This is a genomic window from Paenibacillus sp. MMO-177, assembly GCF_037147795.1.
Classification (GTDB): Bacteria; Bacillota; Bacilli; order Paenibacillales; family Paenibacillaceae; genus Pristimantibacillus.
The window spans coordinates 16,614-34,004 of record NZ_JBBCUR010000016.1; the positions used below are offsets into that span (position 1 = coordinate 16,614).

Genomic DNA, 17,391 nt, shown 5'->3' on the forward strand with positions numbered 1-17,391 from the left:
AATGGGCGAAAAAACCGTTGACAAGAAAATAAAAACGCTGATATAATATTTTGCTTCATTTGACAAACCTCCTCTTTCTGGTTATAATGGACAAGGAAAGAGGTGGTAGTGGACAATGGCAAAAAACGCGCTATTGGAAATTAAACGCAATTTGGAAGCTCACGTAGGTTCCAAAATCCGTCTTCGAGCTAACGGCGGCCGGCGAAAGACCATCGAACGCACCGGCACGTTAGAAGAAATCTACCCTTCTGTTTTCATTGTCAAACTGGATCAGGAGTCTCACGCGTTTAAGCGCGTTTCCTACAGTTATGCGGATATACTGACAGAGTCTGTTGAAGTGACCGTGTGCAATGATGAAGGTCAAGTCCGAATCACCCATATTCAACAATAGATGCATGCAGCATGCTTAAACGCGAATCGAAGGGATTCGCGTTTTTTTTCGTACAGGTGTTCCTTGAAATCTGTCTGCTGTATAAGCGCCCGCCGGCATTGCGCATACTAAACCGCAATCACACTCATTTCTAAGGACGGGAGGTGCACGGAACATGGGCCGCAGAAGAAGTGTCATGTCCGAGCAACTGAAATACGAACTGGCGAAGGAACTGGGCTTTATCAACAAGGTTGAACAGGAAGGCTGGGGCAGCATTAGCACAAAGGATGCCGGCAATATGGTGAAGCGGGCAATTCAGCTTGCTGAGCAAGCCGCAGCCAGAAACCATGGTCAGCAATAAACAGAAATACAGCCGTTAAAAAAGCTAAGAGAGCGGGGCGCTCAAGGCCAGCGCTGACCTCTTAGCTTTTCTTGTGCCCGTTTGTTATAATGTTGCTTAGCTAACAACGAACGGGAGAGCTTGCCATGAAAATTTACGAAAAGGCTCCGGCAAAAATCAACCTGCTGCTCGATGTCCTGCGGAAGCGGGAGGACGGATTCCATGAAGTCGAGATGATCATGACGATGGTCGATCTGGCTGACCGTCTGGAGCTGGAGGAGCTGCCGAGGGATACGATTATTATCTCGAGCCAGGCTGGATACATACCGCTTGATGAGAAGAACTTGGCCTTCCAGGCTGCGCGTCTGATCAAAGAGCGTTACGACGTCCGCAAAGGCGTCTATATACATTTGGACAAAAAGATACCGGTAGCCGCAGGGCTCGCCGGAGGCAGCAGCGACGCTGCGGCTGCACTGCGCGGGCTCAACCGCCTGTGGCAGCTGAATATTTCTGAGGACGAGCTGTGCCGCCTTGGGGCGGAGCTTGGCTCGGATGTACCGTTCTGCGTGACGGGCGGTACCGCGATCGCGCGCGGGCGCGGGGAGAAGCTGGAGCGGATCGGCAATCCGCCGCAGTGCTGGGTCGTATTGGCCAAGCCTCCTATTAACGTATCAACAGCCGATGTATACGGCAAACTGCGGGCGGGTGAGCTGAAGAGCCATCCTTCAACGAAGGAGATGGTGTCGGCCATTGAACGCGGATCATTCTCGGATATCTGCGCCGGACTCGGCAATGTGCTCGAGAATGTGACATTGGATTTATATCCGGAAGTGCTGCAGCTGAAAGAAAGCATGCAAAAGCTAGGTGCTGATGGCGTCCTCATGTCGGGCAGCGGACCAACGGTGTTTGGTCTAGTCTCGAAGGAAGCCAAGCTTCCACGTATCTATAATGGACTTCGCGGATTCTGCAAGGAAGTCTACGTGGTAAGAATGCTGACATAATGCTGACGTTTTTCTTGATTAAATCCGTATAAAAATGTTATATTGACTTTATATTATTCGGATTTAGTGGGGGGAATGGCTTTGAAAAAATTGAAGCGAAGTGCAAGACTGGTAGAGATGACGCAATATTTGCTGAGTCGTCCCCACACGTTAATTTCGCTCACAGCATTTGCTGATCGCTATCAGTCTGCAAAATCTTCCATCAGTGAAGATTTGGCCATTATAAAAGAGGTCTTCGAAGAAGAAGGCTTCGGTGAATTAAATACGCTTGCCGGTGCTGCAGGAGGCGTGAAATACACGCCTAAGATGCATACCTCTACAGCATTATCGATTATGGACAACATTTGCCGCCAACTGGAACAGCCTGAAAGGGTACTTCCGGGCGGTTATTTGTATATGACCGATATGCTGGGACAACCGGAGCTGCTGGCCGATGTTGGACGAATGTTTGCGACAGCTTTTGCTGACCGAAATATTGACGTGATTATGACGGTTGAGACCAAAGGAATTCCGCTTGCTTACGCAACGGCAGCCTGCCTCAACCTGCCGGTTGTCATTGTTAGGCGAGATAATAAAGTGACGGAAGGTTCGGCGGTAAGCATCAATTACGTTTCCGGCTCCAACAAACGGATCCAGACGATGTCCCTCGCCAGACGTGCCCTCAAGGAGCAGTCCCGCGTCCTTATTATCGATGATTTCATGAAAGCCGGCGGTACGATACAAGGGATGATGGATTTGCTTTACGAATTCAAGGCGACCGTAGCGGGTGTGGGCGTATTTGTAGAATCGGGCGAAGTGGAGCATGAAGAGCGTCTGCTCGAGGATTACGTATCGCTTGCGACATTGACTGCCGTTGATCTGAAGACGAAGCAGACAAAGGTTATTCCGGGCAACTATTTCAAATAAAAGAGCAAAGCGGCGCAGCCGCTTTGCTTGAATCACATGAATAGAAAGGTTGGGAATTCGCAATGACAGACAAAAAGCTGCAAGTTATTGCTACAGATAAAGCGCCGGCCGCAATCGGGCCGTATTCGCAGGCTATTAAGGTAGGGGATCTGCTGTTCACCTCCGGTCAAATTCCGCTGGACGCATCGGGCCAATTGGTAGAGGGCGGAATCGAGGAACAGACTCACCAGGTTTTCCTTAATTTACAGGCTGTGTTAGAAGAAGCAGGAGTAACATTAAATAATGTTGTAAAAGCAACAGTATTTATGAAAGACATGAATCAATTTGCAATTGTTAACGGCATCTATTCTTCCTACTTTGGCGACCATAAGCCAGCACGCTCCGCAGTTGAAGTGGCGCGGCTTCCGAAGGATGTGCTTGTCGAAATCGAGCTCATTGCATCGACTGTTGTCGAATAGAAACGAAAAAAAATTATCTGTAAAAAAATATTTTAAATATCGCATATTTTTCCAAAAAAGCAGAAGGAATTAGCACAAAAATGTGGAAGTATACACCAAGTCTCAGATAGGCAAAGGTGGTGAACACAAGTGCAAATTACTGATGTCAGACTCCGCCGTGTAAATTCGGAAGGGCGTATGAAAGCTATTGCTTCTATCACCATTGACAATGAATTCGTTGTTCACGATATTCGCGTCATCGATGGTAACAATGGCATGTTTGTGGCTATGCCTAGCAAACGTACGCCAGATGGAGAATTCCGGGATATCGCTCACCCAATTTCTTCGACGACCCGGGAGAAAATCCAAGCTGCTGTACTCGCTGAATACGAGCGTGCGGCAGTGGAAGAAGTGGCAATTGAAGAAGGAGCTTAAGCCTATCCTTTAAGTAACGGAATTGCGTTCCTTTGCCGGGACGGCAGACGCCGTTCCAGCAAAGGGATAATAGAAAAGAGGGCCGTGAGGCTCTCTTTTCTTTTTGTGTATAATGGGATATAGTCTTTAACAACGGTGGTTGCCGCCCTCTGGCGGCGCAGCGCGTATTTATGCGTATTTTATTCGTAGGACATTCAAACTTATAAATATCAATCATTCAAATAGATAGTGTAGGAGGAATTACAGTTGAAAGTAATGACGATTGTATTGGCTGCCGGTCAAGGCAAGCGGATGAAATCGAAACTATATAAGGTTCTTCATCAAGTAAGCGGCAAGCCAATGGTGGGCCATGTGCTCGACACGGTTAATGAAGCAAAGAGCGAGCGGACGGTTGTAATCGTTGGCCACGGAGCAGAGATGGTTAAAGGCTACCTCGGCGACCGCGCGGAATACGTGCTGCAGGAGCAGCAGCTTGGCACCGGCCATGCTGTACGCCAGGCAGAGGCGCTTCTCGGTTCCGAAGAAGGCACAACGATCGTCATTTGCGGCGATACCCCGCTAGTGCGGGCGGAAACGATCCAATCGATGCTTGCCCTTCATGCGTCCAGCGGCGCGGCTGCAACGGTTCTAACGGCGTCCTTCGATAATCCTACCGGTTACGGACGCGTTATTCGCGGCGCTGACGGCGCCGTGCAGCGCATTGTTGAGCAGAAGGACTGTTCGGCTGAAGAAGCGGCCGTGAAGGAAATCAATACGGGTACGTATTGCTTCGATAACAAAAAGCTGTTTGCGGCTCTGGCCGAGGTGAAGAACGAGAACTCGCAAGGCGAGTACTATTTGACCGATGTGATCGGTATTTTCCGTGGTGCGGGCGATACGGTTCAAGCATACTGCACGCCGGATCTGGCGGAAGCGATTGGAGTAAACGACCGCGTAGCTTTGGCGGATGCCGAACGCTTCATGCGCGAGCGCATTAACCGCAAGCATCTGATTGAAGGAGTAACGATTATTGATCCTGCGAATACGTACATTGAAGCCGATGTGCGCATTGGAGCGGATACGATTATATATCCGGGTACCGTTCTGCGCGGCAATACGGTTATCGGCGAGGACTGCGTAATCGGGCCGCAGGCCGATATTACCGATTCCGAGATTCTAAGCGGCGCTGCCGTGAAATATTCGACGGTTGCCGATTCGGTTGTGGGCAAGGACAGCACGGTTGGTCCTTACGCGAACCTGCGTCCGGGTTCTAAGCTTGGCGAAGGCTGCAAGATTGGCGATTTCGTCGAGCTGAAAAACGCTACGCTTGGCGATGGCAGCAAAGTGTCCCATTTGAGCTATGTGGGCGATGCCGTAGTCGGCAAAGACGTTAATATTGGCTGCGGGGCGATTACGGTCAATTACGACGGCTTCAACAAAGCGATTACGGAAATCGGCGACAATGCTTTTGTAGGCAGCAACGTCAACCTGATCGCTCCGGTGAAGCTTGGCGATGGCGCTTATGTCGTAGCGGGCTCCACGATTACGCAGGATGTTCCGTCCGGCGATTTGGCTATCGCGCGCGAGCGTCAGGTGAACAAACCGGGCTATGCGGACAAGATCCGCGCACGCGCGAAAGCGAAGAAAGAAAGAAGCAAGAAAGAATAGGTTTTCCAAAGGTTGGGCAAAGTGATATGGAAATTGACTTTTAGGAGGTTCCTATCCCGATGTCCATAGCTATGACGGCAGAACAAAGAAATACAACCATGAAGAGCGAACTCCGCAGCTTGAGGGCAAGCGGTCGGGTCCCCGGCGTCGTTTACGGCAAGCAGCTCGCTTCCCCGGCTTCCGTGGCCATCCAGGAGAAGGAGCTGCTCGCTTTGCTGCGTTCCCATCCGAATGCGGTCATCGACCTGGACATTCCGGGCGCGGGCAAACAGTCGGTCATGATTGCCGACGTACAGCGCGAGAAGCTGTCGCGTAAGCTGATCCATGTTGATTTCCAGCAAATCAATATGAATGAAGAAGTAACAACGCATGTCCGTATCGATCTGGTTGGCGATTCGCAAGGCGAGCGCGAAGGAGGCATCGTGCAGGCTTTGCTGCATGAGCTGGAGGTGCGTTGTTTGCCGGGCAGCATTCCGGATTCGATTCCGGTTGATGTAACGGGTCTTCTGATGGGCAGCAGCTATCTGGTTGGCGATGTTCAGGCTCCGGCTGGCGTAACGATCGTAACCGATCCTTCGGCGGTGCTTGTGACGGTCCTGGTACCTCAGAAGGACTTGACGGCCGAAGAAGCAGAGGCGCAGGAAGTGGAAGCGAAGGAAGCGGTATCGCGTTCGACGGAGGCGCAAATGCACGAGGTTGATTTTGCGAAATAAAGCAACGGATAAACGGTATCTGCCCTTTGCGGGGAAGATACCGTTTCTTCCTTTCGTGCAGGGAATATTGCCCATCGTGTAGAATGAATAAAGACATACGCAAAATGAGATTGGAGAGCAGGATAGCATGAAGTGGATTGTAGGGCTGGGGAATCCCGGCACAACCTATCAAAGCACGCGGCATAATGTAGGTTTTATGGTTATAGACGAATTGGCTCGGCGTTGGAATATTCAGGTGACGCAGAGCAAGTGCAAGGCCTTGCTTGGAGAAGGAAACGTACAAGGTACGAAGGTTGTCCTCATCAAGCCGATGACTTACATGAATCTGTCGGGGGAATCGGTGCGGGGGTTCATGGATTACTTCAAGGCCGATCTGGAAGACGGACTTATTGTTTATGATGATATGGATACGGAGGTTGGAAAAATCCGGCTTCGTTATCAGGGCAGCGCTGGCGGCCATAACGGCATCAAGTCGCTGATTCAGCATTTGGGCACACAGCAGTTCAACCGGATCCGAATGGGCGTCTCGCGTCCGCAGCCGGGCCGCAACATTGCCGACTACGTGCTCGATAACTTCCCGAAGAGCGAGCAGGAAGCGCTGAAGAGCATGATTGAACAGGCTTGCGACGCGGTGGAGTATAGTCTCAAGGCGAGCTTCGATAATACAATGGCCAAGTTTAACAAGTAACCGCCTAAGCTCGAGCAAAACGGGCATACTGAAGGGTATAACTATTCTTCAGGAGGCATACATATGGCTGTAAATTATATTTGCCGGCACTGCCGGACGCCGATGGGGACGATAGAGGAGAAGGAAATTTCCGAGTCGAGACTCGGTTTCCATTTCTTGACCCCCGAAGAACGCAGCGATATAATAGCGTATAACTCGAACGGCGATATTACGGTTAAGGTTGTTTGCGATTACTGCCGCGAGGCGCTGGAAGCAAATCCGGAGCTCTTGCTCGTCGTAAATCCGCTGCAGTAGGGCAACTCAATAGGATCTGTAGCCTTAGCATCCGGCTGAGGCTTCTTTTCGATGATATTGATAAATATTGCTTCTATTTCTTTGCCTTTTGTCTTGTGTATAGAAACGGGGTGCCTTCACGATTGAAAGCGTTAGTACAGGCTTTTGCCGCGGATCCGGATGTACAGTCGATTATAGCCGGCGTCCGCAAAGGTATGCGCGAACAGATGATATCGGGACTTGCGGGTTCTTCCAGGCAAGTGCTCGTTGCGGCGGTGAAGGATGATTTAGACCGTCCGCTGCTTGTTGTCACGCATAATATGTATGCCGCACAGAAGATTGCAGAGGATTTGCAGGAATGCATCTCTGCCGATGATGTATTGTTATATCCCGCGAACGAGCTGGTAGCTGCCGAAGCGGCGATCTCAAGTCCTGAGACGCTGGCGCAGCGCATGGATGTGCTGATCAAGCTGTCCGAAGGCTTCCGCGGGATTATTGTCGTTCCGTTCTCCGGCATTCGGCGTTATCAGCCGATTAAAGGAATTATGTCGGATGCGAAGATTGCGATTAAGGTTGGCAACACGATTGAACTGGATGATTTCCTGCGTCAAATGACGGGACTTGGATATGTCCGCGCGGACCGCGTCGAGTCGAAAGGCGAGATGAGCGTACGGGGCGGTATCGTAGACTTTTACCCGCTGACGGCGGAGCTCGCGTACCGGGTCGAATGGTTTGGCGACGAGATAGATTCCATCCGTGCCTTCGACCCTTCCGACCAGCGTTCCCTTGATAACCTTCAGACGTTTACCGTAACGCCTTGTCAGGAGATTGTTGCCGACCAGCGGCGCTTTAGCTCTGCAGCGGATCACGCAGCAACACTCCTTGAACAGCAGCTCGACAAGATGACGGACCGAATGGCGAAGGATCGCCTCCGCCAGGAAATCGGCGGCGAGATTGAGAAGCTGCGGGAGCAAGTCTATTTTCCTGAAATCTATAAATATATATCCTTGCTGTACCCGGAAAGACAGACCATTCTGGACTATATGCCGGAAGATACGGTTCTTATCCTGGATGAGCCGACAAGGCTGATCGAGACGGGGCGCCAGCTGGAGCGGGATGAGGCGGAATGGTCAACCCATCTGCTCTCCAACGGCAAATCGCTGCCAAGCTTTACGCTTGCCCGGGAATCGGATGAGATACTGCACCACCGGAAGTTCCAAACGCTGTTTATGTCGCTCTTCCTGCGGCAAATTCCGCATTCGCAGCCTCAAAATATTCTGAATATGACGAGCCGCGCGATGCAAAACTTCCATGGGCAGATGAATGTGCTCAAGGCGGAGATGGAGCGGTGGAAGAAGACCGGCGCGAAGGTGATGATGCTGGGCGGCAATGCCGAGCGGCTCGACCGGATCCGCCGCGTGCTGCAGGATTATCATATCGAGCCTCCGATCTTGATTGAGGGTAATCTTCAATCCGGCTTTGAGCTGCCTTCCTCGCATCTTGTCATTATTACGGAAGGCGAGATGTTCTCGCAGAAGCAGCGCAAGGCGCGCCGAATGGACAAGAAGATCGACAACGCCGAGCGGATCAAGAGCTATACCGAGCTGAAGGTCGGCGATTACGTCGTTCACCAGAACCACGGTATCGGCAAATACGTCGGTATCGGCACGCTGGAGATCGGCGGCATTCACAAGGACTACCTGCATATCTTGTATGCCGGCGGCGATAAGCTGTCCGTACCGGTAGAGCAAGTCGACATGATTCAGAAGTATGTCGGTTCCGAAGAGAAGGAGCCGAAAATCAATAAGCTGGGCGGCAGTGAATGGGTACGGGCGAAAAACAAAGTCCGCGCCTCCGTCCAGGATATTGCCGATGACCTGATCAAGCTGTATGCGGAGCGCCAGGCTGCGCCCGGATTTGCTTTCGGCCAGGATACGGCCTATCAGAACGAGTTCGAAGCAATGTTCCCTTACGATGAGACGCGAGATCAGCTGCGGGCGATCGAAGAGATCAAGAAGGATATGCAGAAGCCGCAGCCGATGGACCGGCTCCTGTGCGGCGATGTAGGCTACGGCAAAACGGAAGTGGCGGTTCGCGCCGCTTTCAAGGCTGCGATCGAAGGGAAGCAGGTCGCTATTCTTGTACCAACGACCATTTTGGCCCAGCAGCATTACGAAACGTTCCGCGAGCGTTTCTCCGGGTATCCGTTCAACATTCAGGTATTAAGCCGGTTTCGTTCCCGCAAGGAGCAGAATGATACGATGAAGGGCCTGAAGGCGGGTACGGTGGATGTCGTGATTGGCACGCACCGTCTGCTGTCTCAGGATGTTATCTTTAAGGATCTTGGATTGCTTATCGTCGACGAAGAGCAGCGGTTTGGCGTGTCGCATAAGGAGAAGCTAAAGAAACTGAAGACCAATGTCGACGTGCTGACGCTGACCGCTACGCCTATTCCGCGCACCTTGCACATGTCTATGCTGGGCGTTCGCGATTTGTCGGTCATCGAGACGCCGCCGGAGAACCGTTTCCCGGTGCAGACTTATGTCGTCGAATACAGCACCTCGCTTGTGCGCGAAGCGATTGAGAGGGAGCTGGCCCGCGGCGGGCAGGTTTATTACCTGTATAATCGCGTGCAAGGCATTTACCAGATGGCCGAGCAGATCAATGCGCTTGTGCCGGACGCCAAAGTTGCCGTCGGACACGGCCAAATGTCGGAGCAGGAGCTTGAGAAGACGATTCTGGACTTCCTGGACGGCGAGTCCGACGTGCTTGTCAGCACGAGCATTATCGAGACCGGCGTCGATATTCCGAACGTAAATACGCTGATCGTGCATGATGCGGACAAAATGGGCCTCTCCCAGCTGTACCAGCTACGGGGTAGGGTTGGCCGTTCGAACCGGATCGCTTACGCCTACTTCACCTACCAACGGGACAAGGTGCTCACCGAGGTGGCGGAGAAGCGTCTGCAGTCGATCAAGGAGTTTACGGAGCTGGGTTCCGGCTTCAAGATCGCGATGCGCGACCTTTCCATCCGCGGGGCGGGCAATCTGCTTGGGGCGGAGCAGCACGGCTTTATCGCGTCCGTCGGCTTTGATCTGTATTCGCAGATGCTGGCTGACGAGATTGCGAAGCGGAAGGCGGAGATGGAAGGCGTAGAAGTGAAGGAAGAGCGCCGCGTAACAACGCTGATCGATGTCAGCATAGACGCATACCTGCCATCGGATTATATTTACGACAGCATCCAGAAGATTGAGATCTACAAGAAGGTGGCTACCGTTACGTCTATTGATGAGGCGGAGGATCTTGCTGAGGAGCTGATCGACCGGTTTGGCAATCTGCCGCAGGCGGTCGAAAATCTGCTCTCCGTTGCCCGGCTTAAGGTATACGGCACGCAATACGGCATTGAACAGATCAGCCAGAAGGGCGATGATCTCATCGTTCGCTTCAACGAGCGAGAGAAGAAGCGGATCGACCGCAAGCTGGTGGATCAGCTGTGCGTGCAGTACGAGAACCGCTTCCGCCAAGGCGCGATACAGGATGAATATCCGACGCTTTTGCTGCGGGGCAAAGGGCTTGAGATGGATCAGAAGGTACAGCTTCTGGAGGGCTTCCTGAAAAAATTCAAGGATGCCAGAAAAGGCGAGGAAGCGCTTCAGGACGCGAAAACATGAGTTTGAACGTATGTACAGTACTTCCTATGCCAGGCTTGTATCCCATCTAAAAATGACTGGCTGCTCCTCCCGGGGGAGGGGCAGCCGTTACAACCTTGTGGTCAAGCCTTGTCGTTTTCTGTTACAATACAATAAACTTCTCAAATTGAAAGGGGATTCAACATGTTGCACACAACACGCAAATCGACATGGCGCAGAAGCGCGCTGCTCGTAATCGCGGCAGTGCTTGTCATGACGATCATGGCGGCTTGCGGTGGCAAGAAAGAAAGCGGGGGCGGCTCCACGGGCCTTACTTTCGCAGGAGCGGGCAAAGGTACTGTCGTTGCAACCTACAAAGACGGCAACGTCACGGAAGCGGAATTCAACAAGTACCTGGATATCTTCAACATCATGCAGCCGGGCTATGAGCAAGTGATTGCAATCCCGCAGTTCAAGGAGCAATTGCTTCAGCAATTCGTTTCGTACAAGATCCTTGCCAAGCAGGCTTCCGAAGCAACGCTTAAAAAAGCCGGCGATGAAACGAACGATCAGATGAAAAGCTTTGAAGATACGCTTAAAACAAATGCCGACGTGAAGAAAACACTCGATGATAAAAAAGTATCCACAGCCGATGTAAGAACATATCTCAACCTGATGCTGGTTGTGGTTGAGCATATGAACTCGAAAGTAACGGACGACGAAATGAAAGCCGAGTACGAGAAAAACATCGGCAATTACAACCCGGTTACCGTTCGTCATATTCTCGTAGCAACAACGGACCCTTCGGACTCCACGAAGACGCTTCGCACGAAAGAGGAAGCTCTGGCCCGTGCAAAAGAAGTGAAAGCGAAGCTTGATGCAGGCGGAGACTGGACAGCCCTTGCTAAAGAATATTCCGACGATACAGGTTCGAAGAACAGCGGCGGCGAATACAAGGACGCAAAAGCTTCGGATTGGGTAGAGGGCTTTAAAAATGCGGCTCTGACGCAGCCTGTCGGCAAAATCGGCGATCCGGTTGAGACCGAATACGGCTACCACGTTATCGAAGTTGAAAAACGCGACCAAGTAGCGTATGACAAAATTACGGCCGAGCAAAAGCAAGAAGTGCAAAGCGCTGTGGCTTACACCCACATGAATGCGTTCATGACGGATGAAATGCCGAAACAAGACGTAAAGATCACGCTGCCTGAAGCATCCGCTTCCCCAGGCGCATCCGCATCGCCAGGTGCTTCGGAGTCGCCTGCGGCATCCGAATCTCCGGCAGCATCGGAGTCCCCGGCAGCTAAATAAAGCCTTTAAAGAAAGCTGATCTCATCATGTACATGATGGATCAGCTTTTTTTATTGTTTGAGGGACTTTCTTGTTTTTGTAAAAAGTGATATCATTATTATATCGAAGTAATATAAGGAGTGTTCTTATGAAGGAATATAAGGCTTGGCATATCAATGGATTCCTCGCATTGCTCGCCGCGATTATTTCTTTTGCCGGAGGTATTGCATTAATCATATTTGGCTCCGATCAGCCGGATCCGAATGTTTTTCTGATTGTTCTCGGGATATTGCTTGAAGTGGTATTTATCGTAGCGGTATCCTCGCTCACAATCGTTCAGCCGAATGAAGGGAAGGTCATTACGTTCTTCGGTACGTATGTAGGGACTGTCCGCGCGAGCGGCTTGTGGATTGTTGTGCCGTTTACGAACAAAAAGAAGGTATCGATGAAGGTCCGCAACTTCAACAGCCAGACATTAAAGGTAAATGACGCGGAGGGCAATCCTGTCGAGATTGGCGCCGTTGTCGTGTTCAAAGTGACGGAGACCGCAAAGGCCTCCTTTGACGTGGATAACTACGAACGCTTCGTGGAAATTCAGAGCGAGACGGCTGTTCGTCATATCGCTGCTCAATACCCTTACGATACCTTCTCCGACACCGCTGGGCAGTCGCTGCGCGGCAATGCGGATGAAGTTGCGGCGGAGATGATGAATGAGCTGCAGAATCGTCTTGCGGTAGCCGGCGTAGAGGTGCTGGAGACCCGCCTGACGCATTTGGCTTACGCTCCTGAGATCGCAAACGCGATGCTGCAGCGCCAGCAGGCAATTGCAATCGTATCGGCACGTCAAAAAATTGTAGAAGGAGCGGTTGGCATGGTGGACTCCGCTTTGAAGCAGTTGGCGGAGAATGGAATCGAGCTGGATGAGGAGCGTCGCGCGGCAATGGTCAACAATCTGATGGTCGCCATTGTATCCGACCGCGGTGCAACGCCGGTTATTAATACGGGCACGCTGTACTCTTAGAGGGCAGTCCAATGGGGAAAGAGAAGAAAGCTTTTGCGCTCCGGCTTGATCCAGATTTACACCGTGCCATCGAGCAATGGGCGAATGATGAGTTCCGCAGCGTGAACGGGCATATCGAGTTTTTGCTCCGGGAAGCGCTTGGCAAGGCCGGAAGGCTGCCTAAGAGGGCGCCCAATAACCCGGTCAATAATGAGTGATGCTTAGCAGACCGCCGTTCCAACCTTAAGGGGGAGCGGCGGTTTTTTTTGAATAAGTTTTTTCACGTGGAACAATTAGTGGGGTTAATTATTAAAAAAGAGGAAATGAAGCAAGGTTTTTGGCATAGAAGGGAATGCTTTAAATGGTGCTTTAAGGCTTATCTTACGATGCCTGTCCGAGAATGCCTGGCTTCAGCAGGAAACCCGCATGATGCGGCGGATAGCGGTGCATAAGAAATTGGGAGCCGATGAATACTATGGTCAGATTCACAAAAGAATTCGTTATCGAACGCGCTAGACATAAGAGCCGCCGAACCACAACCAGCATAACGGCAGCTTTAGAATAGGCGCTCCGCTAGCTGAATCATTCTTTTTCCGCGAGAACGCTTTAATCCTTGGCTTATAACGGGGAAGACGGCAATCGCTTGTTATGAAGGCTAATCGTATCCAGTGACTTAAAATCCTTTAGGAAAGTGGGGCAACAAGAAATGAAAGCAACTGGAATTGTACGTCGCATCGATGATCTCGGGCGTGTGGTGATTCCGAAGGAGATCCGCCGTACTTTACGTATCCGTGAAGGAGATCCGCTCGAAATATTTGTTGACCGCGATGGTGAAGTAATCCTGAAAAAATACTCTCCGATTGGTGAGCTTGGTGACTTCGCCAAAGAGTATGCTGAATCCTTATTTGAAAGCACAAACCATGTTACCCTCATTACCGACCGCGATACGGTTATTGCCGTAGCCGGCGCTTCGAAAAAAGAACTGCTGGAGAAGCAAATCGGCTCGATTCTGGAAGGATGCATGGATAACCGCAAGACGATTGAAGGCTCTTCCGGCACATACGAGATCGTTAAGGATATGCATGACACATACTCCGCTTATGTAGCAGCACCAATTGTTGCAGGAGGAGATCCGATCGGCACCGTTGTCCTGCTCAGCAAAGACGAAGCGGTAAAAATGGCGCAGATGGAAACCAAAATGGTGGAAACGGCGGCAGGCTTCCTGGCGAAACAAATGGAACAATAATAAAGCGAAAATGAAGGCTTGGTTCCCGTAAACCGACTGCAGGGTGCATCGTGACGGAAACCAAGTCTTTTCCTATTTCGCTCATGAAACGTATGCTTCTCTTAAAGAACGGGGCAGGCGATTACGCTTGTGTCGCGCTGTTGATATGATCCCGGGATGCCCGGGGCGAGCTGCCGATTACTTTCTTGAACATTTTCGAGAACAGAAAAGGATCGGTATAACCGACGGAGCGGGCGATGTCGCCGATGGCAAGCTCATGATGATGCAGCAGCTCAACGGCCCTGTTCATCCGGAAACGGAGCAGGAAGGCCTGCAAGGAGACTCCAAGCTGCGCTTTAAATAAACCGGACAGGTAAGTACGGTCAAGTCCCACGAAATTCGCGATGTCCTGAACGGAGATTGGGAGGCTGTAGCTGTTCTCGATGAAAGCTACCGCTTTGTTGATGTAGGCTTCTTTCGTATTGACGGCATGCGCCGGAGCAGACGCCTGTTTATTGCAGGCGATCAGCCGAGCCATGTACTGGTACAAAAGACTTTGGCTGAATAGATCTCCGCTGCCGGCATGACCTTCAAGGGCCTGATGGAATTGTTCATAGACCGATTCGAAAAAGCCCTTCTGCTCCGTTGCGTCAAATATTGGACTCGTATGGTTAAGCCCGGCCCGCTGCAGCAGAGATTTCGCGTGAAGCCCTTTAAGTCCGACCCAGGAGTAGGTCCAGGGGTTATTCTCATCTGCTTTGTAATACACAAGCGTACCCGGAATGATAAGAAAGCCTTGGCCGGCATGCAGCTCAAAGCTGAGCTCGCCTAACCGGAATTGACCGGTGCCGCTGTGGATGTAATGAAGAATGTACATATCGCGCAGACCAGGCCCCCAATAGTGCCCGGGATCGCAATCCTGCTTGCCCCAGAACAACAAGCTTAAGTCCATATAACGCTCTGTTGCCGGGCTGGGTAGATAAATTTCGGATAACGGCATAGGGCGGTTCCCTCCAGTTGGATGGTACACAGCTTATATTATCATTATAAAGCCGGAGGGCCGGCTCGTCATAAGGAAATGGGATTATGACAAATAAATAAGAGGCTTTGCCATGTTCGCTTATCCCCTTCGGATATATAGTGGAGGAGTCAATTCCTTTTAGAAAACGGAGGCGGAAGCAAAGATGTCTAAAATTACTTTTCTAGGTGCGGGAAGCACGGTATTCGCGAAAAATGTACTGGGTGACGTAATGTTGACGGAGCCGCTGCAAGGCTTCGAGCTTGCCTTATTCGATATTGATGCAGGGCGTCTGCGCGATTCCGAGCAGTTGCTGTTGAATATGAAAGAATCGCTTGGCAGCAACTGTGTGGTGAAGGCTTACTCGGACCGCAAGGAAGCGCTCCGCGGCGCGAAATATGTGATCAACGCTATTCAGGTTGGCGGCTACGATCCTTGTACGATCACCGATTTTGAAATCCCGAAAAAATACGGTCTGCGTCAGACGATTGCCGATACGGTTGGCATTGGCGGCATTTTCCGCAACCTGCGCACGATTCCGGTCGTGCTTGATTTCGCAAAGGATATGCGCGAGGTATGTCCGGACGCTCTGTTCATGAATTATACCAATCCAATGGCGGTTCTGACGAACGTGCTGTCGACGGCGGGCGGCGTTAGAACGGTGGGCTTGTGCCACAGCGTGCAGGCTTGCGTGTCCGATCTGTTCAGAAGCTTGGAAATGGACGCTACGGGAGTGGAATCCAAGATTGCGGGCATCAACCATATGGCGTGGCTGCTTGAAGTGAAGAAGGATGGCGTGGATCTGTATCCGGAGATTAAGCGCCGTGCGGCGGAGAAGCAGAAGGAGAAGCATCATGACATGGTCCGGTTCGAAATGATGCTGAAGTTCGGCTATTACATCACGGAGTCGTCCGAACATAACGCGGAGTATCATCCGTACTTCATCAAGCGCAATTATCCGGAGCTGATCGAGCGCTTCAATATTCCGCTGGATGAGTATCCGCGCCGTTGCGTCGAGCAGATCAAAGGCTGGAATAATATGCGTGAATCGTTGCTTGCCAACAGCAATATCGAGCATAAACGCAGTCATGAATACGCTTCCCATATTATGGAGGCCATTGAAACGGGCAAACCGTTCAAAATCGGCGGCAACGTTATGAACACCGGCTTGATTACCAACCTGCCGAAGGAAGCTTGCGTAGAGGTTCCGTGCCTTGTCGACCGCTCGGGCATCAATCCGACGTATGTCGGCGATCTGCCGCCGCAGCTGGCTGCTCTTAACCGCACGAACATTAATACGCAGCTGCTGACGATTGAAGCGGCGCTGACGCAGAAGAAAGAGCATATCTACCATGCCGCTATGCTGGATCCTCATACTTCGGCGGAGCTGTCCATGGATGATATTGTGGCTTTGTGCGACGATTTGATCGAGGCTCATGGGGATTGGCTGCCGGCATTTAAGTGATGCGGGGTGATCGATGGTGGGCGGGGGCAGGGAATGTAGCTCCTTCCGGTTGCTGTTGCGGCCCCGAATTTTGAATGAACTCGTATAACGAGTATTCGGGGCCACAAAGGCAAACGCTGCGCTCCTCCACGAGCTACATACCCTTTCCCTATCTATCGATCGCAACGCGATCAAAAACCGCACAAAGCGCGGTTTTGTAGGCATAATTAGGCCGCCCATGCATATCGGGGCGGCCTTGTTTTTATTGAGGGCCTGGATGGGCTCAGGCCGTCCCTAAAATAGCTCGGCTGCCCGGGTCATCGGGTAGCCTATTGTGGTATATATAGCAATGGATTGAGGGGAGGAATTGTACTCTGTAGGAGCGGAGCGTTCGCCTTTGCCATTTTAAAGCCTCGTATAATCGAGTTAGTTCAAGCTTTAAAAGGGCAACAGCAACCGGAAGAGATACAATTCTGAACCGAGATCGCCATGCGTCCTCAGGAAAGAACGAAACGTGAATCAATTGCGCCCCTCCTCCAGCTTTCCGAACGTTGCGTTACTTAGAAGCAGGTGAGGCTTTTTCTTGCTGGCGGTCTCGATCACTTCTTGAGCCAATGCCTCCGTTACAAAGTCGGGCTGTCTGATCATAAGGGTGTAGATGAGCTTGTCCTTATCGAGAACGGCCGCTTGTCTGGCCTCTTCCTCCAGATCCCATATACCCTCCAGCGGAAAAACGGAATAATCGTAATACCCCTCTGGCACAGCTCCTTTTTTTGGAAGCATTTTTACGGTGTAGGATAAGGAATAGAGTACTCCCACTGCTTCAACAAATTCCGAATGATTGGGGTTGCCTTTGCCATTTAGCATGAAATAGTTCATTGCGGGGACTTCGGCGACGGAAGGGACATTTTTGGGCAGATAAAGATGCTTGTCGTTCTTTTTCCACTCATATTTCATTTCAGAATACCTCCGGTC

General features: G+C 51.3%; 19 protein-coding genes. 17 read left to right on the plus strand and 2 right to left on the minus strand.

Annotated elements, in window-relative coordinates; all coding sequences use genetic code 11:
- Window positions 1-115: 115 nt before the first annotated feature.
- The 16 genes from veg to spoVT all read left to right on the plus strand — a co-directional run bounded on the left by veg (window position 116) and on the right by spoVT (window position 13,975).
- Complete coding sequence (gene veg, locus WFK81_RS28720) at window positions 116-391, plus strand: biofilm formation stimulator Veg (protein ID WP_012772031.1); 276 nt, start codon at window positions 116-118, stop codon at window positions 389-391.
- A 154-nt stretch (window positions 392-545) separates the two neighbouring features.
- Window positions 546-731, plus strand: a complete 186-nt coding sequence (locus tag WFK81_RS28725) for a small, acid-soluble spore protein, alpha/beta type (RefSeq protein WP_336790671.1) — start codon at window positions 546-548, stop codon at window positions 729-731.
- A 125-nt stretch (window positions 732-856) separates the two neighbouring features.
- A complete protein-coding gene (gene ispE, locus WFK81_RS28730) occupies window positions 857-1,711 on the plus strand; it encodes a 4-(cytidine 5'-diphospho)-2-C-methyl-D-erythritol kinase (protein ID WP_336790672.1) in 855 nt (284 codons plus the stop codon).
- An 81-nt stretch (window positions 1,712-1,792) separates the two neighbouring features.
- Window positions 1,793-2,617, plus strand: a complete 825-nt coding sequence (gene purR, locus WFK81_RS28735) for a pur operon repressor (RefSeq protein WP_012772034.1) — start codon at window positions 1,793-1,795, stop codon at window positions 2,615-2,617.
- 62 nt (window positions 2,618-2,679) lie between these two features.
- On the plus strand, window positions 2,680-3,075 hold the full coding sequence (locus WFK81_RS28740) for a RidA family protein (RefSeq protein WP_336790674.1): 396 nt from the start codon (window positions 2,680-2,682) through the stop codon (window positions 3,073-3,075).
- Window positions 3,076-3,204: 129 nt separating this feature from the next.
- On the plus strand, window positions 3,205-3,489 hold the full coding sequence (gene spoVG, locus WFK81_RS28745) for a septation regulator SpoVG (protein WP_012772036.1): 285 nt from the start codon (window positions 3,205-3,207) through the stop codon (window positions 3,487-3,489).
- A 246-nt stretch (window positions 3,490-3,735) separates the two neighbouring features.
- Complete coding sequence (glmU, locus tag WFK81_RS28750) at window positions 3,736-5,136, plus strand: bifunctional UDP-N-acetylglucosamine diphosphorylase/glucosamine-1-phosphate N-acetyltransferase GlmU (protein ID WP_336790676.1); 1,401 nt, start codon at window positions 3,736-3,738, stop codon at window positions 5,134-5,136.
- Window positions 5,137-5,195: 59 nt separating this feature from the next.
- Window positions 5,196-5,849 carry a 50S ribosomal protein L25 gene (locus WFK81_RS28755; RefSeq protein WP_336790678.1) on the plus strand — a complete coding sequence of 218 codons (654 nt, stop codon included), beginning with the start codon at window positions 5,196-5,198 and terminating at the stop codon, window positions 5,847-5,849.
- Window positions 5,850-5,976: 127 nt separating this feature from the next.
- On the plus strand, window positions 5,977-6,537 hold the full coding sequence (gene pth / locus WFK81_RS28760) for an aminoacyl-tRNA hydrolase (protein WP_336790680.1): 561 nt from the start codon (window positions 5,977-5,979) through the stop codon (window positions 6,535-6,537).
- Window positions 6,538-6,600: 63 nt separating this feature from the next.
- The gene (locus WFK81_RS28765) at window positions 6,601-6,831 is read left to right on the plus strand and encodes an anti-sigma-F factor Fin family protein (RefSeq protein ID WP_012772040.1); all 231 of its coding nucleotides are present in this window, start codon (window positions 6,601-6,603) and stop codon (window positions 6,829-6,831) included.
- Window positions 6,832-6,953: 122 nt separating this feature from the next.
- Window positions 6,954-10,481 (plus strand): transcription-repair coupling factor, encoded by a 3,528-nt coding sequence (mfd, locus tag WFK81_RS28770; RefSeq protein WP_336790682.1) that lies wholly within the window; start codon window positions 6,954-6,956, stop codon window positions 10,479-10,481.
- Between the two features lie 162 nt (window positions 10,482-10,643).
- Window positions 10,644-11,750 carry a peptidylprolyl isomerase gene (locus WFK81_RS28775; protein ID WP_336790683.1) on the plus strand — a complete coding sequence of 369 codons (1,107 nt, stop codon included), beginning with the start codon at window positions 10,644-10,646 and terminating at the stop codon, window positions 11,748-11,750.
- A 127-nt stretch (window positions 11,751-11,877) separates the two neighbouring features.
- Window positions 11,878-12,750: an SPFH domain-containing protein gene (locus WFK81_RS28780; RefSeq protein WP_336790684.1), complete on the plus strand. Its 873-nt coding sequence runs from the start codon at window positions 11,878-11,880 to the stop codon at window positions 12,748-12,750.
- A gap of 11 nt (window positions 12,751-12,761) precedes the next feature.
- Window positions 12,762-12,947 carry a hypothetical protein gene (locus WFK81_RS28785; RefSeq protein WP_336790686.1) on the plus strand — a complete coding sequence of 62 codons (186 nt, stop codon included), beginning with the start codon at window positions 12,762-12,764 and terminating at the stop codon, window positions 12,945-12,947.
- A gap of 66 nt (window positions 12,948-13,013) precedes the next feature.
- Window positions 13,014-13,181, plus strand: coding sequence for a hypothetical protein (locus tag WFK81_RS28790; RefSeq protein WP_336790688.1), 168 nt, complete (start codon window positions 13,014-13,016; stop codon window positions 13,179-13,181).
- Window positions 13,182-13,435: 254 nt separating this feature from the next.
- Window positions 13,436-13,975 carry a stage V sporulation protein T gene (gene spoVT, locus WFK81_RS28795; RefSeq protein WP_336790690.1) on the plus strand — a complete coding sequence of 180 codons (540 nt, stop codon included), beginning with the start codon at window positions 13,436-13,438 and terminating at the stop codon, window positions 13,973-13,975.
- Between the two features lie 121 nt (window positions 13,976-14,096).
- Here spoVT and WFK81_RS28800 read toward each other — a convergent pair whose 3' ends face one another.
- Window positions 14,097-14,954, minus strand: coding sequence for an AraC family transcriptional regulator (locus tag WFK81_RS28800; protein WP_336790692.1), 858 nt, complete (start codon window positions 14,952-14,954; stop codon window positions 14,097-14,099).
- Between the two features lie 184 nt (window positions 14,955-15,138).
- On the opposite strand from WFK81_RS28800, the gene WFK81_RS28805 reads away from it, so the two are divergent.
- Window positions 15,139-16,437 carry an alpha-glucosidase/alpha-galactosidase gene (locus WFK81_RS28805; protein ID WP_336790694.1) on the plus strand — a complete coding sequence of 433 codons (1,299 nt, stop codon included), beginning with the start codon at window positions 15,139-15,141 and terminating at the stop codon, window positions 16,435-16,437.
- Window positions 16,438-16,935: 498 nt separating this feature from the next.
- Here WFK81_RS28805 and WFK81_RS28810 read toward each other — a convergent pair whose 3' ends face one another.
- The gene (locus WFK81_RS28810) at window positions 16,936-17,373 is read right to left on the minus strand and encodes a hypothetical protein (protein ID WP_336790696.1); all 438 of its coding nucleotides are present in this window, start codon (window positions 17,371-17,373) and stop codon (window positions 16,936-16,938) included.
- Window positions 17,374-17,391 lie beyond the last annotated feature (18 nt).